Source organism: Streptomyces sp. MnatMP-M17, assembly GCF_900091995.1.
In the GTDB taxonomy this organism is placed as follows: Bacteria; Actinomycetota; Actinomycetes; order Streptomycetales; family Streptomycetaceae; genus Streptomyces.
In genome coordinates this window covers 13,615-28,983 of the sequence record NZ_FMDK01000088.1, presented here as the reverse complement: position 1 = coordinate 28,983, position 15,369 = coordinate 13,615, and the positions used below count along the sequence as shown (strand labels likewise).

Here is a 15,369-nt window from a genome sequence, read left to right as displayed (position 1 = left end):
CGGCGTCCCGTCCTGACGACACGGTTTCTCGCAGGCGACGGCCCGGTGACCGTACGGATTATCCGGTGACCGTACGAATATCCGGTGACCGTACGGATTACCTGACGGTGCGCAGACCCAGAGGGCCGGCGATTTCTTCCGCCATTACTTTGCCCGCCTCTTCCGCGAGGGCGTCCTCGCCGAGGTCCTGGTCCGTGTCGAGGCCGTCCAGGGCCGGGAGCGGTTGGTCGAGGCGGACGTGGGCCACCAGGGACTGGAGGGCGCGCAGCGTCGCGGAGGCGGTGGAGCCCCAGTTGGAGAAGTACGAGAACTGCCACCACCACAGCGCCTCGGCCGTACGGCCCGCACGGTAGTGGGCCATACCGTGGCGGAGGTCCGTGATCACACCGGCGATGTCGTCGGAGATACGGGCCGCGACGGGCGCCTTGCGCGGCTCGTACGGATCGAAGACCTCGGAGTACACGTCGATCGGCTCCAGGATCACCGCGAAGCGCTCGCGCAGCTCGTCGACATCCGGCTCCGGGCCGAGGTCGGGCTCGTAGCGCTCGTCGGGAAGGAAGTCCTCGTGCGCGCCCAGCCGGCCGCCGGCCAGCATGAGCTGGGAGAACTCCAGCAGCAGGAACGGTACGGCGCTGTCCGGCTCATCGCCCTTCGCCACTTCCGTGACGGCCACGATGAAGCTCTCGATCTGGTCGGCGATCTGGACCGCGAAGTCGTCCGGATCCTGATGGGCGGCGTGCAGCGTTGCGTCAGACATCGAGAAGTCGTCTCCCCTCGAAGGCACGCCCGAGCGTGACCTCGTCGGCATATTCCAGGTCGCCCCCCACGGGCAGACCGCTGGCCAGGCGTGTGACCTTCAGGCCCATCGGCTTGATCATGCGGGCGAGGTACGTGGCCGTGGCCTCGCCCTCCAGATTGGGATCGGTCGCCAGGATCAGTTCGGTGACCGTGCCGTCGGCGAGCCGGGCCAGCAGTTCACGGATCCGCAGATCGTCCGGGCCGACGCCCTCGATGGGACTGATCGCGCCGCCGAGCACGTGGTACGTACCGCGGAACTCACGGGTGCGCTCGATGGCGACGACGTCCTTCGGTTCCTCCACCGCGCAGATCACCGTCGGATCGCGGCGCGCGTCACGGCAGATACCGCAGCGCTCCTCCTGGGCGACATTGCCGCACACGGCGCAGAACCGGACCTTGTCCTTGACCTCAAGGAGGGCATGGGCGAGACGGCGGACATCGGTCGGCTCGGCCTGGAGGACATGGAAGGCGATCCGCTGCGCGCTCTTGGGACCGACGCCGGGCAGCCTGCCCAGTTCGTCGATGAGGTCCTGAACGACGCCTTCGTACAACGGACTGCCTTCCCGTGCTGTTGCTGTTGACTGCTGGCTTGTCGGCTGTTGCCTTGTCGGCTGCTGGTGCCGTGGCTGTGCTGCGGCTGTGCTCCGGTGCTGCGGGTGCGTACGGGCCTTGTACGTACGCTAGTTGGTGCCGGGAGGTCTTAGAAGGGCAGGCCCGGCATACCGCCGAGGCCCTGCGCGAGCGGACCGAGCTTCTGCTGCTGGAGCTGCTGCGCGTTCTCGTTCGCCGCGTGGACGGCGGCGATGACGAGATCCGCGAGCGTCTCCCCCAGCTCCTGCAACGAAGACGCGGACTCCGGGTCGACGGCCTTCGGATCGATGACAAGGCCGCGCAGTTCGCCCGAGCCGTTGACCGTCGCCTTGACCAGACCACCGCCCGACTGGCCGTCGACCTCGGTCGCCGCCAGCTCCTCCTGCGCCCGGGCGAGTTCCTGCTGCATCTGCTGAGCCTGCTGGAGCAGCTCTTGCATATTGGGCTGACCACCACCGGGAAACACGGTCACTCCTGGCATTCGACGACGATTTCCTCTGTAAGCCGAGCCTACGTGGTCACCGGGCAGCCCGCTCCACCCCACCGGAACGAACTCTTTCGAGTGAGAGCCCCATGGCTCCTCCACCTGTTCAAGGCCCACACGTGGTGGTAAATACCGGGATTTCGGACACACAGCCCACCATTCGGCGGTAGGAATGCATGCGCGGAATCGCCCGCCGTACGTCTGTCATCCGTCCGTCATCCGCCCGTCCGACCACCCAAGAGCCGAGAACCGAGAACCGAGACCGAGAACCGAGACCGAGAACCGACCGATCGTCGACCAGCCGTACACACAAAGTCACAGCAGACCGCAGAGGAGTGCCCAGGTGAGCCAGCCGGAGATGCAGCCCGGAGGCCCTGCCCGGGAGGAGGACGCCTCGTCCGGTGGTGCCGTGCCGCACGGCGGCGAGACCGAGGGCGACCGCGATCTGACCGGAGGGCCGTTCCCGCTCGGCGACTGGGGCGAGCCCGCGGAACGGCTCGACGAGCTGTACCGCTGGGTCGAGACCGGCGCGCTGCGCACCGTCGACTGGTATCTGAGCACCCGGTTACGGAAACGGCGCGCCGCCCGCGTCCTGCGGGCCGCGACGGCGCTCGGCGTGACCGCGGGCGCCGTCCTGCCGCTGCTGGATCTCACCGGAGCGCTGGCGGGAGCGGCGGGCTGGGGCTATGTCTCGCTGCTGCTGGGCGCCGCCTGTCTGGCGTGCGACCGCTACTTCGGGCTGACGTCCGGCTGGATGCGCGCGGTCGCGACGGCGCAGGGCGTCCAGCGCAGATTGCAGACGCTCCAGTTCGACTGGGCGTCGGAGTGCGTACGGGAGGTCCTCGGGCCGACCGAGGGCACCGCGAGCGAGGCCGCGGAACGCTGTCTGGCGGTGCTGCGGCGGTTCACGGAGGACGTGACCGAGCTGGTACGGGCCGAGACGGCGGACTGGATGATCGAGTTCCGCTCGGGCCCCGCGCCGCTGGTGATGCAGTCGATGCCGATGGGCGGCGTACGAGGCGAGGGCTCCGTACCGCCGCCCGGACGTTTCCCGCTGCCGCCGGGCACCCGGCCGAATATGCCGAGACAGCGCCCGCCCGAGCCGCGGTGACGACCGCGCCGTGTCCTCACGCGCCGGACGGGCTTCGGTCAGCCCGTCCGGCGGTTGAGGACGAATCGGCGTCCGTCAGCTGAAGATGATCATTGAACCCTGGCCCAGACTCCTGGTCGCCGCGGCGTGCAGGCCCAGCCAGACATGGCGCTCCCGGGCGAACGGGCTGTCGTCGTACGGGATCGAGGTCGCCGGTTCCTCCAAGGACGTGGGGCGCTCCGGCGGAGCGGGCGCGGCCGGCGGGTTGGCCGGGTCGATACCGATCGCCGGAGCGACGATCTCCAGCTCGCGCAGCAGGCCCTGGGTGGAGCCCAGCGGGCCGCCGCCCGCGAGGAGTTCCTCGTTCGAGAGAGGCGCGTCGTAGTCCACCGGGACATACGCGCCCGCGTGGTCGTAGTGCCAGACGAGATGCGACTGCTGGGCCGTCGACTCGAACATCTCCAGCAACTGCTCGTAGTCACCGCCCAGTTCGCCGACCGGCGTCACCGCCAGACCGCAGAGCTGGAGCAGATACGCGCGCCGCAGAAAGTGCAGCGCGTCGTAGTCGAAGCCGGCGACCGGGGCGACATCGCCCGAGAGGCCCGGCATATAGGCGAAGACGGGGACGGACGGCAGCCCGGCGTCGCCGAGCGCCTTGTCGTATACGGCGATCTCTTCGGCGAAGGGATTGTCGGGGCTGTGGCACAGCACATCGACGAGGGGGACCAACCACAGGTCACAGGCCAAGGGAGGCTCGCTCTCCAACGGGTCGTACGCGTACGCGCGATGGTCGGGACAGCGTAATGCGACGGGCACGTTCAGCGAAGGGCCCCGGTCGGCCCTCCCCTACGCGTCCCGCTCGGCGCAGGACCGCCGGTACGGTCCGACACGGTCCGGAACGGTCCGGCACGGTCCGGAACGCGGTCCGGAACACAGACCGATGACACCGCGTCAGGCCATCATCCCGTACGGACCGCTCCCGCTCCTCCGGTGGGCGGCAGATCCCAGATCCAGACTCCGCCGATCCGCTTCCCGGGCCGTCCCAGCAGCTTCTCCACCGTCTCGTACAGCGCCGCGTCATTGGCCTGAGGCGCGAGCACCACGACGCCCGCCCGCCAGAAGGCGAGGTCGAAGCGCGCCTGCGCCCGCCAGTTGGCCCCGATGACCGGCGCCTGGCCGCTGTAGCGGACATCGCGCAGCAGATTGGAGGTGTAGCGGGCGGGAGCGCCGTAGATGCCCATACGTTCCTTGCCCCACGGCCCGTTGAAGTAGCCGCCGGGCACGGAGAATCCGAGGCCCGTCGCGGACTGCCAGTGCAGCGCCTCCGCGCTGCCGGGATCGGGCAGCGGTACGGGTACGACGGACTCGCCCTCGGAGACATACGCGCGGTACATCCCGTCGGCGATGAACCGCGGGACGTCCGGACGGTCCCGTACCGGCAGCGCCGTCGGGACGATCGGGATCAGCGCCGCGGCCACCGCCGCGAGCCCGACGAGCCGGTGTCTGCGCCATCGCGCCCGGGCCCGGTCGCCCGGTCCAGGGCCCGCGGATTCCGTATCCGTATACGCGTCCGCGTCCGCGTCCGGCGTATCCGCATCCGCCGCATCCGCGTTCGCTTCCGCCTCCGCCCGGTGGGCCGCCAGCCGGTCCGCCGCCAGTGCCACCAGCGCGCCCAGCGCCGGCGCGCAGATCATCGCCACGCGCGACTCGATCACCGACTCGAAGAGCGGCTGATGGGCGAGGGCCCGCCATGGGCCGGTCAGTACGACATCCGTGAACGGGATACGGATCTTCGGCCCCATGGAGAGCAGCGCCGCCGCCACCGCCGTGAACGCCAGCGCCCTGACCACGGCCAGCCGCCACAGCCACACCACGATCCCGAAGGCGAGGGCGATCAGCGGCCAGCCGTAGAAGGCGTTCTGCTCGGTACGGTTCATCGCGAGCGCGTCGGCGGTCGTCTCGTCGCCCAGCAGCGCGCGCCCGGAGAACTCCAGGAAGGCGAGCGGGCTGTTGCCCGCGTTGTCGCCGTGCAGAACGCTGTGGTAGCTCTGCGGGCCGAAGAACTGCCAGTACAGCGGGAACGCCAGCAGCGGCAGACAGACCTGCAACGCGTATCCGAGGCCCAGCAGCAGAGGCCGTAGCGCGGCGCGCGCCACATCGCGGCGTACGACGGCGTACGCCAGCGCGAAGAGCAGCATGCCCATCACGGCGAGCAGCAGCGGTTCCTCGCCGAGGAAGATCTGGTATGTGACGAAGAGGCCGAGCAGCACGCCATCGCGCAGGACTCGGCGCCCTTCGGCCTCGCCGTCGGGATCCTCGATGTCCTCATCCGTCACGCCCACGCAGAGCCGCAGTGCCCGGTCGATGATCACCGGAATCATGAAGAGGACAAGGAAGTTGGGATGCGCGTTGGCGTGCGACATCATCGGAGGCGCGAACGCGGCGAGCGCCGCGCCGAGCGCCGCCGCCCGGCGGTCCCGGACGAGCCGGCGCGCGAACAGCCGGTACCAGGAGATGGCTGTGGCCGTCAGACCGAGCGTGAGGACCAGCGCCCAGGTGACGGTCGGTCCGAAGACGAGCGTGACGGGTGTGAGCGGGACGGAGAGCCCGAGCATGACCGTGTTCGCCATCAGGTTCACACCGTCGGGAAAGTTCTGGAGCGTCGTGAACAGCGGGTTGCGCAGATGGACGACATTGTCGGCGGTGACGCGGAAGAACCACTCCCACTGGTTCTGGTCCGAGCCCGCGTCGGCGAGATAGGCGTGGTCGAGATCCGCCCACAGGCCCTTGTAGAGAAAGAGGGAGACGAGAAGGAACAGCCCGGCGACGGCGAGATCGGTACGGCGGAGCCCGCGCGGCCCGCGGACGCCGATGACTCCACGGCCTCGGCCCTTCTGGCCGTCCGCCCTGCCTGCTGACCGTTCGCCCGCCCTGAGCCGCGCCAGCTCCAGCAGGACCTTGCCGTAGTCCAGCGGCCGTACCTTCGAGCCCGGCTGGTGCGCCCAGCGCACGGGCACCTCCGTCACCGGCCAGCCCGAGCGCCGGAAGTGGCGCAGAATCTCGACGTCGATGCTCCAGCCGTCGAGCCGGGACTCGGCGAAGGCGACGCGCGCCCGCTCGCCGTCGAAGAGCTTGAAACCGCACTGGGTGTCGCTGATGCCGTCGACCGCGACCAGCCGTATCAGCCGGTTGCCGAGCCGGCCCAGCCACTCGCGCAGCGCGAGCTGGCGTACCTCGATGCTCGCGTCCGGATGGGCGCGCGAGCCGATCGCCGCGCCGTCGCCGTCCGCCGTGAGCTGCTTGTCGAGCCGGTCCAGTTCATCGATGGGAGTGGCGAGATCGGCGTCGGTGACCAGGACGCGCCGGCCGTGCGAGGCCAGTACGCCCTGGCGCAGGGCATGGCCCTTGCCGTGGTTGCCGTCGCTCCTCAGCAGCTGGATACGCGGCTCGTGGGCCGCGGCCTCGGCGGCGATGGCGGCCGTGCCGTCCGTCGAACCGTCGTCGACGACGATCAGCTCCCACTCGCCCCAGCGGTCCGGATCGGCGCGGAGATGGGCGCGGATGGCGTCGAGAGTGGGGCGCAGCCGCGCCTCCTCGTTGTACGCCGGTACGACAACGCTCAGCGCCACGCTCCCGGCGCGCGCCTGGCGCTCAGTGGCGTCCGTGCTCTCCGCACCCGGCGGCTCCGGCGCGTCCGCTCCCTCCGCGCGTGCCCTGGCCGTACCGTCCGCGCGTCCCCCGTCCCCACTCACCGCCGCGAACTCTCCAGTCTGTCGGCCCACTTGAGCGCGTGGTCGTCGTAGTCCGCGATCACGGCGCGCACCGCCGCCGCGTCGCCGAGCGTGAGCGCGTCCACGAGCTGTTCATGCCCGCTCCACAGCCACTTCCCGCCCTCGGCCTCGTCCCGGAGGAAGGGCACCGAGAACACCCATGCCTGCACCCGCAGCCGGTGCAGGAAATCGGCGACATATCGATTGGCGACCAGCGCGCCCAGCTCGCGCCAGAACCGCAGGTCGTAGCCGATGAGGACATTCAGATCCCCGCTCCTGGCCGCGCGCGCGGCCTCCTCGGCCCGGCGCCGTACGGACACCAGCGCCGCGCCCTGCGCCTTGGCGGCCAGCTGCTCGCCCGCCAGCTTGCGGAAGACACCGTCCACGATCAGCGAGCGCGCCTCGACCATGCCGCGGAAGTCGTCGATCGAGAACCGGTGGACCCGGAAACCGCGGTGCTGGTCGGAGTCCAGCAGATCCTGCGCGGAGAGGTCGACCAGCGCTTCCCTGACCGGCGTCGCGGAGACTCCGTACTGCTCGGCGATCTGCTTGACGGTGAACTCCTGCCCCGGCAGTAAACGCCCTGCCAGCACTTCGTCACGCAGCGCGTCCGCGATCTGCTGCCGCAAGGTACTGCGGGTCACGGCTCCGCTGGCGGGCATGGTTCGTCTCCTCGTCCGGCTCCGGACACCTTAAGCCAGGGGGTGCCGGAGGGCGGGACGGGACGGGTGTGGTGTGGCCGACTCCGGCCTACGAAGTGCTCGTACGCCGTGCAGCCGTCGCCTACGCCGTGTACTCGTCCGCGACCGTCAGCGCCAGGTCCAGGATCGCCAGCCCTTCCTTCGCCTCGGCCTCGGTGATGTTGCAGGCCGGGACCGCGTGCGTACGGTTCATGTTCACGAAGGGCCACAGACCGTTCGCCTTGCAGGCCGCGGCGAAGGCGGCCATGGGCGCGTTCGCCTCGCCCGTCGCGTTGTACGGCACGAGCGGCTCGCGGGTCTCCCGGTCCCTGACCAGGTCGAGGGCCCAGAACACACCCGTACCGCGCACCTCGCCCACCGAGGGATGCCGGGCCGCCAGCTCGCGCAGCCCAGGACCGAGGACCGTCTCGCCGATACGCGCCGCGTGCTCCACGACCTTCTCCTCCTCCATCACCCGGATCGTGGCGACGGCAGCGGCGCAGGCCAGCGGATGGCCGGAGTAGGTGAGCCCGCCGGGATAGGGCCGGGCCGCGAAGGTCTCCGCGACGGCCGCGGAGATCGCGACGCCGCCGAGCGGGACATAGCCCGAGTTGACGCCCTTGGCGAAGGTCAGCAGATCGGGTACGACGTCGAAATGATCGGCGGCGAACCACGCGCCCGTACGCCCGAAGCCCGCCATCACCTCGTCGAGCACGAAGACGATGCCGTGCCGGTCGCAGATCTCCCGTACGCCCGCGAGATAGCCGGGCGGCGGCACCATGACACCGGCCGTGCCCGGAATGGTCTCCAGGATGATCGCGGCGATGGTGGCCGGGCCCTCGAAGGCGATGGTCGATTCGAGGTGCTCCAGCGCGCGGGCGCACTCCTCGGCCTCCGTCGAGGCGTAGAAGGGCGAGCGGTAGAGGAACGGCGAGTGGAAGTGGACCACACCGGACGAGCCGCTGTCGGACGGCCAGCGGCGCGGATCGCCGGTGAGATTGATCGCGGTGGAGGTGGCGCCGTGGTACGAGCGGTACGCGGAGAGCACCTTGGGCCGGCCGGTGTGCAGCCGGGCCATCCGGATGGCGTTCTCGACGGCCTCGGCGCCTCCGTTGGTGAAGAAGATCTTGTCGAGATCGCCGGGAGTGCGCTCGGCGATCAGCCGTGCGGCCTCGGAGCGAACGTCGACGGCGAAGGCGGGCGCGAAGGTGGCGAGGCGCCCGGCCTGCTCCTGGATCGCGGCGACGACGGCCGGATGCTGATAACCGATGTTGGTGAAGACGAGACCGCTGGTGAAGTCGAGATAGCGGTGGCCGCCGTAGTCCCAGAAGTACGAGCCTTCGGCGCCGGCGACGGCGAGCGGATCGATCAGGCCCTGGGCGGACCAGGAGTGGAACACATGGGCACGGTCGGCGGCCTTCACGGCGGCGCCCGTCGTCGGATCGGCATGAGGGATCATGCGGTCCAGGGTAGAGAACGGCTGGTCGGGGCCGGTATGGCCAAGATGTATGGACTGAGCGGCCCGGGTCGGCATGGTGTCGGGCGGTTGCCGGGCCGTTGGGAAGCGGATCGCCGGACAGCGGACTGCCCGGTGCCGTCGCGCGAGCGCCGGCGCCCGGGTGCCCGCCCCCGGGCGCCGGATGTACGTCCATGGAGAAATGGCAGGGCCAGGGCGTACGGGGCCACAGTGGAATCAGGGGCCCGGCGCCCCCCGGGCCCCTCAGTGGTCTCTGTGGTCTCTGTGGTCTTCTCTCCCGAAAGGAATTCCGCCATGACCGAGCGCATCGCCGACATCGAAATCCCCGACAGCGGCCTCGTCAAGGAAGCCACCGAGCTGATACGGGACATCGAGAGCCCTCTGCTGTACGACCACTCCCGCCGGGTCTTCCTCTTCGGCTCCCTCCAAGGGCGGCGGCAGGGCCTGTCGTACGATCCCGAACTGCTCTACATCGGCGCGATGTTCCATGACCTCGGCCTCACCGAGGGCTACCGCTCCTCGCGGCAGCGCTTCGAGCTCGACGGCGCCGACGCGGCCCGTGACTTCCTGCTCGGCCAAGGGCTGCCGCCGGAGAGCGCGCGGACCGTCTGGACCGCGATCGCCCTGCACACGACACCGGGGATCCCCGAGCACATGGAGCCCGAGGTGGCGCTGGTGACGGCGGGCGTCGAGTTCGACGTCATGGGAATGGGTCTCGACACCGTCCCGCAGAGCGTCAGGGACGCGGTCGTCGCCGCACATCCGCGGCCCGACTTCAAGCGGCGGATCCTGCGGGCGTTCACGGACGGTTTCGCACACCGGCCCGAGTCGACCTTCGGCACGGTGAACGCGGATGTGCTGGCGCGCTTCTCGCCCGGATTCGTACGGACGGACTTCGTGGACGTGATCGAGAACTCGGCCTGGCCGGAGTGACGTCGACGGAGTGACATCGACCGAGTGACGTCGCTCGTATGGCGTCGGCCGAGTGACGTCGCAGCTCAGCCTCGGGCGAGGACCGCGAGGACGGCCCGTTCCAGATGCCCGCGGACGGCTTCGGAGTCGTCGAGATCGCCGCCGACCATCGCACCGTCGCGCAGCAGCAGCGTCGCGGTGGCGTGGTCGGCATCGGCGCACCCGGCCGCCGTGACGACCCGGGCCTACGCGGTGAAGCGGCGTTCGGGATAGTCGGGATACTCGACGAGTCCGCCCGTCTCATGCGAGATGATCCAGGGCGGATACCGAACGTCGCACGTACGGGAGGGGCCGCGCGGCCATGGAGAAGCTCGTAGCAGAAGACCCGCAGCACATCGGCGCCTACCGGCTGCTGGCACGGCTGGGTGCCGGCGGTATGGGCCGGGTCTATCTGGCGCGGTCCGACCGTGGCCGTACGGTCGCGGTGAAACTCGTACGGCGTGAACTGGCCGAACAGGAGCAGTTCCGCAGCCGGTTCCGGCTGGAGGTGGCGGCGGCGCGGCGCGTCGGCGGTGCGTGGACGGCGCCCGTGCTCGACGCCGACACGGAGGCGCCGGTGCCATGGCTCGCCACCGGTTATATGGCGGGCCCGAGCCTTCAGGCCGTCGTGTCCGGCGGTCACGGTCCTCTTCCGGAACGTTCGGTGCGGATACTCGCCTCCGGTCTCGCGCACGCGCTCCAGGACATCCACGCGGCGGGACTCATCCACCGCGATCTCAAGCCGTCCAACGTACTGGTGACGATCGACGGGCCGCGCGTCATCGACTTCGGCATAGCCCGTGCGCTGGAGACCGTCACCGAGGAGGGCCTGACGCGGACCGGCGCGCTGGTGGGCTCTCCCGGCTTCATGGCGCCGGAACAGGTACGCGGCGACCGGGTGACGGCGGCGTGCGACGTGTTCTGTCTGGGCTCGGTGCTGGCGTACGCGGCGACCGGACGGCTGCCGTTCGGCGCGGCGGACAGCGGAGTGCACGCGCTGATGTACCGGATCGCGCAGGAGGCACCGGACCTGTCCGGGCTGTCGGACGACCTGGCGGTGCTCGTGCACGCCTGCCTCCAGAAGGAACCGGCCGCGCGGCCGACCACTAAGGACATCCTGGCCCGGGTGGGCGAGGCGGCGGACGCGGGCGCGGGTCCCGGCGGAGAACCGTGGCTGCCGGGCGGACTGCTCGCGCGACTGGGCCAGCACGCCGTACGGCTGCTGGAGTACGAGAACCCGACGGGACGGATACGGACACCGGCACAGGACGAGCTCGCCGCACCGGCCGCGGAAACGAAGGCGGAGGCGCAGACTCAGACGCCGGCGAAGGCACCCGCGCAGGTGACAGCAGCGCCGGCACAGGCACCTGAACAAGCTCCGGCCGAGCAGCAGAAGTCCCTTCCCGCGCCGACCGCCCATGGCGCGACAGCGCCACCGGTGACACCGACGCCAACCCCGCCCGCGCCAACGCCCACGCCGGTCGCGGCTCCGCAGACCGCTCCTCTGCCGGTTCTGGTACAGCCCGTACCTTCCGCGCCCGCCCCGGTCCAGGCACCACAGCCACAACCCGCACCACAACCACAGCCACAGCCCGCACCACAACCTCAGCCACAGCCACAGCCACAGCCACAGCCACAGCCCTACGGCTATCCCCAGCCGGGTTTCGGACCGCCTCCGCCCGCGCCCTACGGCGCGCCTCCCGCGTACGGTCAACAGGTCACGCCCTTCGGTCCCACTCCGCCGTACGGTGTCGCCCCGCCGCCGCCCCAGCAGCGTCCCGGGCGCAATCCGCGCGGTACCGCCGCCTTGATCGCCGTGGCGCTGATCGTCGCGATCGCCGCGGGCGGCTCGGTGTACGCGCTCATGAACGGCGGCAGCGCGCAGGACGACGGAAAGACACGGGTGAGCGGCTCCGCCGACCCGAAGCCGCCGGCGGACATCACCCCGCGGCCGTCCCCGTCCACCACCGCCTCGCCCACGGACGGGACGGCGGAGGGCGCGGTGCCCGAGGAGTACCTCGGCACCTGGACCGGCGGGCTGGACACCGCCGCGGGCTTCAGCACCCGCCGGCTCGTCATCCGGCAGGGCGAGGTCGGCGAAACGGTCCTCTCGCTGACGGCGGACGGCCCGGCCCAGGGCGGCGGCAGCTACCACTGTGTCTTCGAGGCGCCGCTCGCCTCGGCGCCCGATCCGGATCCGGAAGCCCCGCTCCGTATCGGCCCTTCCGAGGTGACCGAGGGCGAGCCCATGTCGTCCTGCACACCGGGAAAGCCGACGGAGCTGACGATCCTGCCGGACGGCAGCCTGCACCGGGAGTCGACCGGCGGCGAGTCCCTCACCTACACCAAGGGCGACTGACCGGAGACGGCCGAGGCCGGGGGCGACCGGCAGACAGCCGCCGCCCCTGGCCTTCACCACCGGCCCTGCTACAGGAACGAGTTGATCTCGATCGTCTCCGTACGCCCGGGACCCACACCGATCGCCGAGACCGGCGCGCCCGACATCTCCTCCAGCGCCTTCACATACGCCTGCGCGTTCTTCGGCAGATCCGAGAAGCTCTTCGCCTTCGTGATGTCCTCCGACCAGCCGGGCAGATACTCGTACACCGGCTTCGCGTGATGGAAGTCCGTCTGGCTGTACGGGAGTTCCTCGACACGCCTGCCGTCGATCTCGTAGGCCACACAGACCGGGATCTGCTCCCAGCCCGTGAGCACGTCCAGCTTGGTGAGGAAGAAGTCCGTCAGCCCGTTGACCCTGGTCGCGTACCGCGAGATCACCGCGTCGAACCAGCCGCAGCGCCGGTCGCGTCCCGTCGTCACACCGCGCTCGCCGCCGATACGGCGCAGCGCCTCGCCGTCCGCGTCGAACAGCTCCGTCGGGAACGGCCCGGCGCCGACGCGCGTCGTATAGGCCTTGAGGATGCCGATGACTCTGCTGATCTTCGTCGGCCCCACGCCCGAGCCCGTACAGGCGCCGCCCGCCGTCGGGTTGGACGAGGTGACGAAGGGATACGTGCCGTGGTCGACGTCCAGCAGCGTGCCCTGACCGCCCTCGAAGAGGACGACCTTGCCCTCGTCGATGGCGTTGTTGAGCACCAGGGTAGTGTCGGAGACGTACGGCTTGAGCTGGTCCGCGTAGGTCAGCAGTTCTTCGACGATCTTGCCGGACTCGATGGCACGCCGGTTGTAGAGCTTGGCGAGGATCTGATTCTTGAAATCGAGGGCCGCGTCGACCTTCTGGGTCAGGATCGACTCGTCGTAGAGGTCCTGGACCCGGATACCGACGCGGTTGATCTTGTCGGCGTAGGTCGGGCCGATGCCCCGGCCCGTCGTCCCGATCTTCCGCGAACCGAGGAACCGTTCCGTCACCTTGTCCATGGTGGTGTGGTACGAGGTGATCAGATGAGCGTTACCGCTGATGAGCAGCTTGGACGTATCGACACCACGCTCGTTGAGCCCGCTCAGCTCGGAGAGCAGGACGGCAGGGTCGACGACCACCCCGTTACCGATCACCGGGACACATCCCGGGGAGAGGATTCCGGAAGGGAGGAGATGCAGTGCGTACTTCTGGTCGCCCACGACGACCGTGTGGCCGGCGTTGTTGCCGCCCTGATAGCGCACGACATAGTCCACGGATCCACCGAGCAGGTCGGTGGCCTTTCCCTTGCCTTCGTCACCCCACTGAGCACCGAGCAGCACAAGTGCGGGCACAGGCGTACACCCCTTCCGGGCGGGGCATGTCCAAGGTCGGGGGCCGCGCACGCCGTCCATGTGGCTCACGTATGCCGTAAGACCCACAAGACTCACGTAAGCCGTAAGACTTCGCACGACGTTGTTCGCACGACGTTGTACGAGTCGGCCCTGACCGTCGAACCGGTTGCCCCGGAACAGACGAAGCCCCTGGCGCAATAGCGCAAGGGGCTCTTGCACAAAGATGCTACCCGAAGGAAGGACCGAGCTGTTGGCTCCAGAGCCCGCGGAGAGCGGCGCGCAGCAGCTTCTGGTGGTCATCGACCCGGTCGCGAGCCGGACCGACGGTGAATCGGTGCGGATCGCGAAGGACGTGCTCAGCGCGGGTGCCACGGTGAAGTTCTGCTTCCCCGACGGTCCCGAGGAGTTCGCGCGGGCGCTGGCCAGACGGAACGGCAGACGGCCCGTGGTGATCGGCGACGACCGCGCGCTGCTGCGTACGGTCGCCCTGCTCCACCGCGAGCGGGAGCTGGCCTCCGGAGCGCTCTCGCTGGTGCCGGTGGGAGTCTCGGTGGAGCTGGCGCGCTCGCTGGGCGTGCCGACGGGCGCGGTCGCGGCGGCGCGCGCCGTGCTGGACGGAGTGGTGCGCCGTCTCGATCTGCTGGTCGACGACAGCGACGGAGTGGTGCTGGACGATCTCCGTATCCCGGCCGTGCCGGCCCTGCCTGCCTTGCCCACGGCGGGCGGCGCGCCGGTGGCCGCGTCGGTCTGGCACGCGTGCCGTTCGCTGGTGCGTACGTTGGTACGGCCGGTTCCGCACGCGCTCGGAGGCCAGCCGCACCGGCTGCGGGTGGAGGCGGACGGTGTCGTGCTGAACGATCTGGACGAACCGGTCGAGGGCGTCACGGTCCGCTCGCGCGGCGGCCGGGCGGAGGTGGTGATCCGTGCGTACGGATCGCCCGAGACGGTGACCGCGAGCGCGCTCTCGGTGACGGTCTCGGGCGCGGACTTCCGCTATCGCGCGGACGCGCGGGTCAGGGGGCCGGTGCGGACGCGGACATGGACGCTGCGGCCGGGCGCCTGGGAGCTGATCCTGCCGAGCTCGGCGCCGGTACGGCCGTAGGCGTGTCCGATCCGGGCGCGCGGCGGGCAGGGCCGTAAGCGCTTCGGCGCGCGCGGCGATCGGGACGGCGGGGAGGCCGGGGCCAGGGCCAGGGCCAGGCCTTCACGCGTCCTCCGGCCGCCGTTCCGAGACTTCGCCCTGGTACAGCGTCTCCCGATGCTCCTTCCAGCGGTCCAGCATGGACAGCAGCTCCTTCTGGAGGAACTCGAAGAAGGCCACGGTCTCCGCGACCCGCGCGCCCGCCGGAGTGTCCCTGCCCAGCGACTCCACGCCCTCGCGCAGGGCCTGCTCCCAGCGGGTCAGCACCGAGTCCCGCTGGGTGAGGCTGGCGTACCAGATCTGATTGTGCAGCCGGTAGCGGTCGCGGCGGGAGCCCGGGTCGCGCTCCCTGCTGACCATGCTGACCTGAGTGAGATAGCGGACCGCGCCGGACACGGCGGCAGGGCTGATGCTGAGCTGCGCGCTCAGCTCGGCGGAGGTCAGGCTCGCGTCGTCCGAGGCGAGCAGGGCCGCGAAGACCCGGGACGCCGTGCGCTGCATCCCGGCCTCGGTCATCTCGGCCGCGAAGCGCTCGACGAAACGGGACACGGCCTCCTCGTCCCGCCGCGGACCGCTCTCACCGCTCTCACCGCGCTCAGCACTCCGGCGCCCGGCACCGCTCCCACCGCTCCCACCGCTCCCAGCGTTCTCAGCGTTCTCAGCGTTCTCAGCGCTT

Annotated in this window: 14 protein-coding genes; 5 read left to right on the top strand and 9 right to left on the bottom strand. The window is 70.2% G+C overall.

Annotated features, from left to right (window positions below):
- Positions 1-97: 97 nt before the first annotated feature.
- From GA0115259_RS05005 to GA0115259_RS04995, 3 genes are all read right to left on the bottom strand, one after another.
- Positions 98-757: a DUF5063 domain-containing protein gene (locus GA0115259_RS05005; protein WP_093591409.1), complete on the bottom strand. Its 660-nt coding sequence runs from the start codon at positions 755-757 to the stop codon at positions 98-100.
- Positions 750-1,349, bottom strand: a complete 600-nt coding sequence (gene recR, locus GA0115259_RS05000) for a recombination mediator RecR (protein ID WP_093591406.1) — start codon at positions 1,347-1,349, stop codon at positions 750-752. The genes GA0115259_RS05005 and recR overlap by 8 nt, the downstream gene beginning before the upstream one ends.
- A gap of 149 nt (positions 1,350-1,498) precedes the next feature.
- Positions 1,499-1,855 carry a YbaB/EbfC family nucleoid-associated protein gene (locus tag GA0115259_RS04995; RefSeq protein ID WP_093591403.1) on the bottom strand — a complete coding sequence of 119 codons (357 nt, stop codon included), beginning with the start codon at positions 1,853-1,855 and terminating at the stop codon, positions 1,499-1,501.
- A gap of 361 nt (positions 1,856-2,216) precedes the next feature.
- Between GA0115259_RS04995 and GA0115259_RS04990 the strand changes: the two genes are divergently transcribed.
- Complete coding sequence (locus GA0115259_RS04990) at positions 2,217-2,984, top strand: SLATT domain-containing protein (RefSeq protein WP_093591400.1); 768 nt, start codon at positions 2,217-2,219, stop codon at positions 2,982-2,984.
- A 75-nt stretch (positions 2,985-3,059) separates the two neighbouring features.
- On the opposite strand, the gene GA0115259_RS04985 is transcribed toward GA0115259_RS04990, so the two are convergent.
- The 4 genes from GA0115259_RS04985 to GA0115259_RS04970 all read right to left on the bottom strand — a co-directional run bounded on the left by GA0115259_RS04985 (position 3,060) and on the right by GA0115259_RS04970 (position 8,872).
- Positions 3,060-3,710 carry a hypothetical protein gene (locus tag GA0115259_RS04985; protein ID WP_066953143.1) on the bottom strand — a complete coding sequence of 217 codons (651 nt, stop codon included), beginning with the start codon at positions 3,708-3,710 and terminating at the stop codon, positions 3,060-3,062.
- A 212-nt stretch (positions 3,711-3,922) separates the two neighbouring features.
- On the bottom strand, positions 3,923-6,592 hold the full coding sequence (locus GA0115259_RS04980; protein ID WP_176732432.1) for a dolichyl-phosphate beta-glucosyltransferase: 2,670 nt from the start codon (positions 6,590-6,592) through the stop codon (positions 3,923-3,925).
- 119 nt (positions 6,593-6,711) lie between these two features.
- Positions 6,712-7,395 carry a GntR family transcriptional regulator gene (locus GA0115259_RS04975; RefSeq protein ID WP_093591394.1) on the bottom strand — a complete coding sequence of 228 codons (684 nt, stop codon included), beginning with the start codon at positions 7,393-7,395 and terminating at the stop codon, positions 6,712-6,714.
- Between the two features lie 121 nt (positions 7,396-7,516).
- Positions 7,517-8,872 carry an aspartate aminotransferase family protein gene (locus tag GA0115259_RS04970; protein ID WP_093591391.1) on the bottom strand — a complete coding sequence of 452 codons (1,356 nt, stop codon included), beginning with the start codon at positions 8,870-8,872 and terminating at the stop codon, positions 7,517-7,519.
- 312 nt (positions 8,873-9,184) lie between these two features.
- Between GA0115259_RS04970 and GA0115259_RS04965 the strand changes: the two genes are divergently transcribed.
- From GA0115259_RS04965 to GA0115259_RS04960, 3 genes are all read left to right on the top strand, one after another.
- The gene (locus GA0115259_RS04965) at positions 9,185-9,823 is read left to right on the top strand and encodes an HD domain-containing protein (RefSeq protein ID WP_093591388.1); all 639 of its coding nucleotides are present in this window, start codon (positions 9,185-9,187) and stop codon (positions 9,821-9,823) included.
- 104 nt (positions 9,824-9,927) lie between these two features.
- Positions 9,928-10,179 carry a hypothetical protein gene (locus GA0115259_RS39540; protein WP_141716452.1) on the top strand — a complete coding sequence of 84 codons (252 nt, stop codon included), beginning with the start codon at positions 9,928-9,930 and terminating at the stop codon, positions 10,177-10,179.
- The gene (locus tag GA0115259_RS04960) at positions 10,164-12,200 is read left to right on the top strand and encodes a serine/threonine-protein kinase (protein ID WP_093591384.1); all 2,037 of its coding nucleotides are present in this window, start codon (positions 10,164-10,166) and stop codon (positions 12,198-12,200) included. The genes GA0115259_RS39540 and GA0115259_RS04960 overlap by 16 nt, the downstream gene beginning before the upstream one ends.
- A gap of 68 nt (positions 12,201-12,268) precedes the next feature.
- On the opposite strand, the gene GA0115259_RS04955 is transcribed toward GA0115259_RS04960, so the two are convergent.
- Positions 12,269-13,552: an adenylosuccinate synthase gene (locus tag GA0115259_RS04955; RefSeq protein WP_093591381.1), complete on the bottom strand. Its 1,284-nt coding sequence runs from the start codon at positions 13,550-13,552 to the stop codon at positions 12,269-12,271.
- 223 nt (positions 13,553-13,775) lie between these two features.
- Between GA0115259_RS04955 and GA0115259_RS04950 the strand changes: the two genes are divergently transcribed.
- Positions 13,776-14,654: a diacylglycerol kinase catalytic domain-containing protein gene (locus tag GA0115259_RS04950; protein ID WP_093591378.1), complete on the top strand. Its 879-nt coding sequence runs from the start codon at positions 13,776-13,778 to the stop codon at positions 14,652-14,654.
- 102 nt (positions 14,655-14,756) lie between these two features.
- On the opposite strand, the gene GA0115259_RS04945 is transcribed toward GA0115259_RS04950, so the two are convergent.
- Complete coding sequence (locus GA0115259_RS04945) at positions 14,757-15,242, bottom strand: GbsR/MarR family transcriptional regulator (protein ID WP_370747319.1); 486 nt, start codon at positions 15,240-15,242, stop codon at positions 14,757-14,759.
- Between the last annotated feature and the right edge of the window lie 127 nt (positions 15,243-15,369).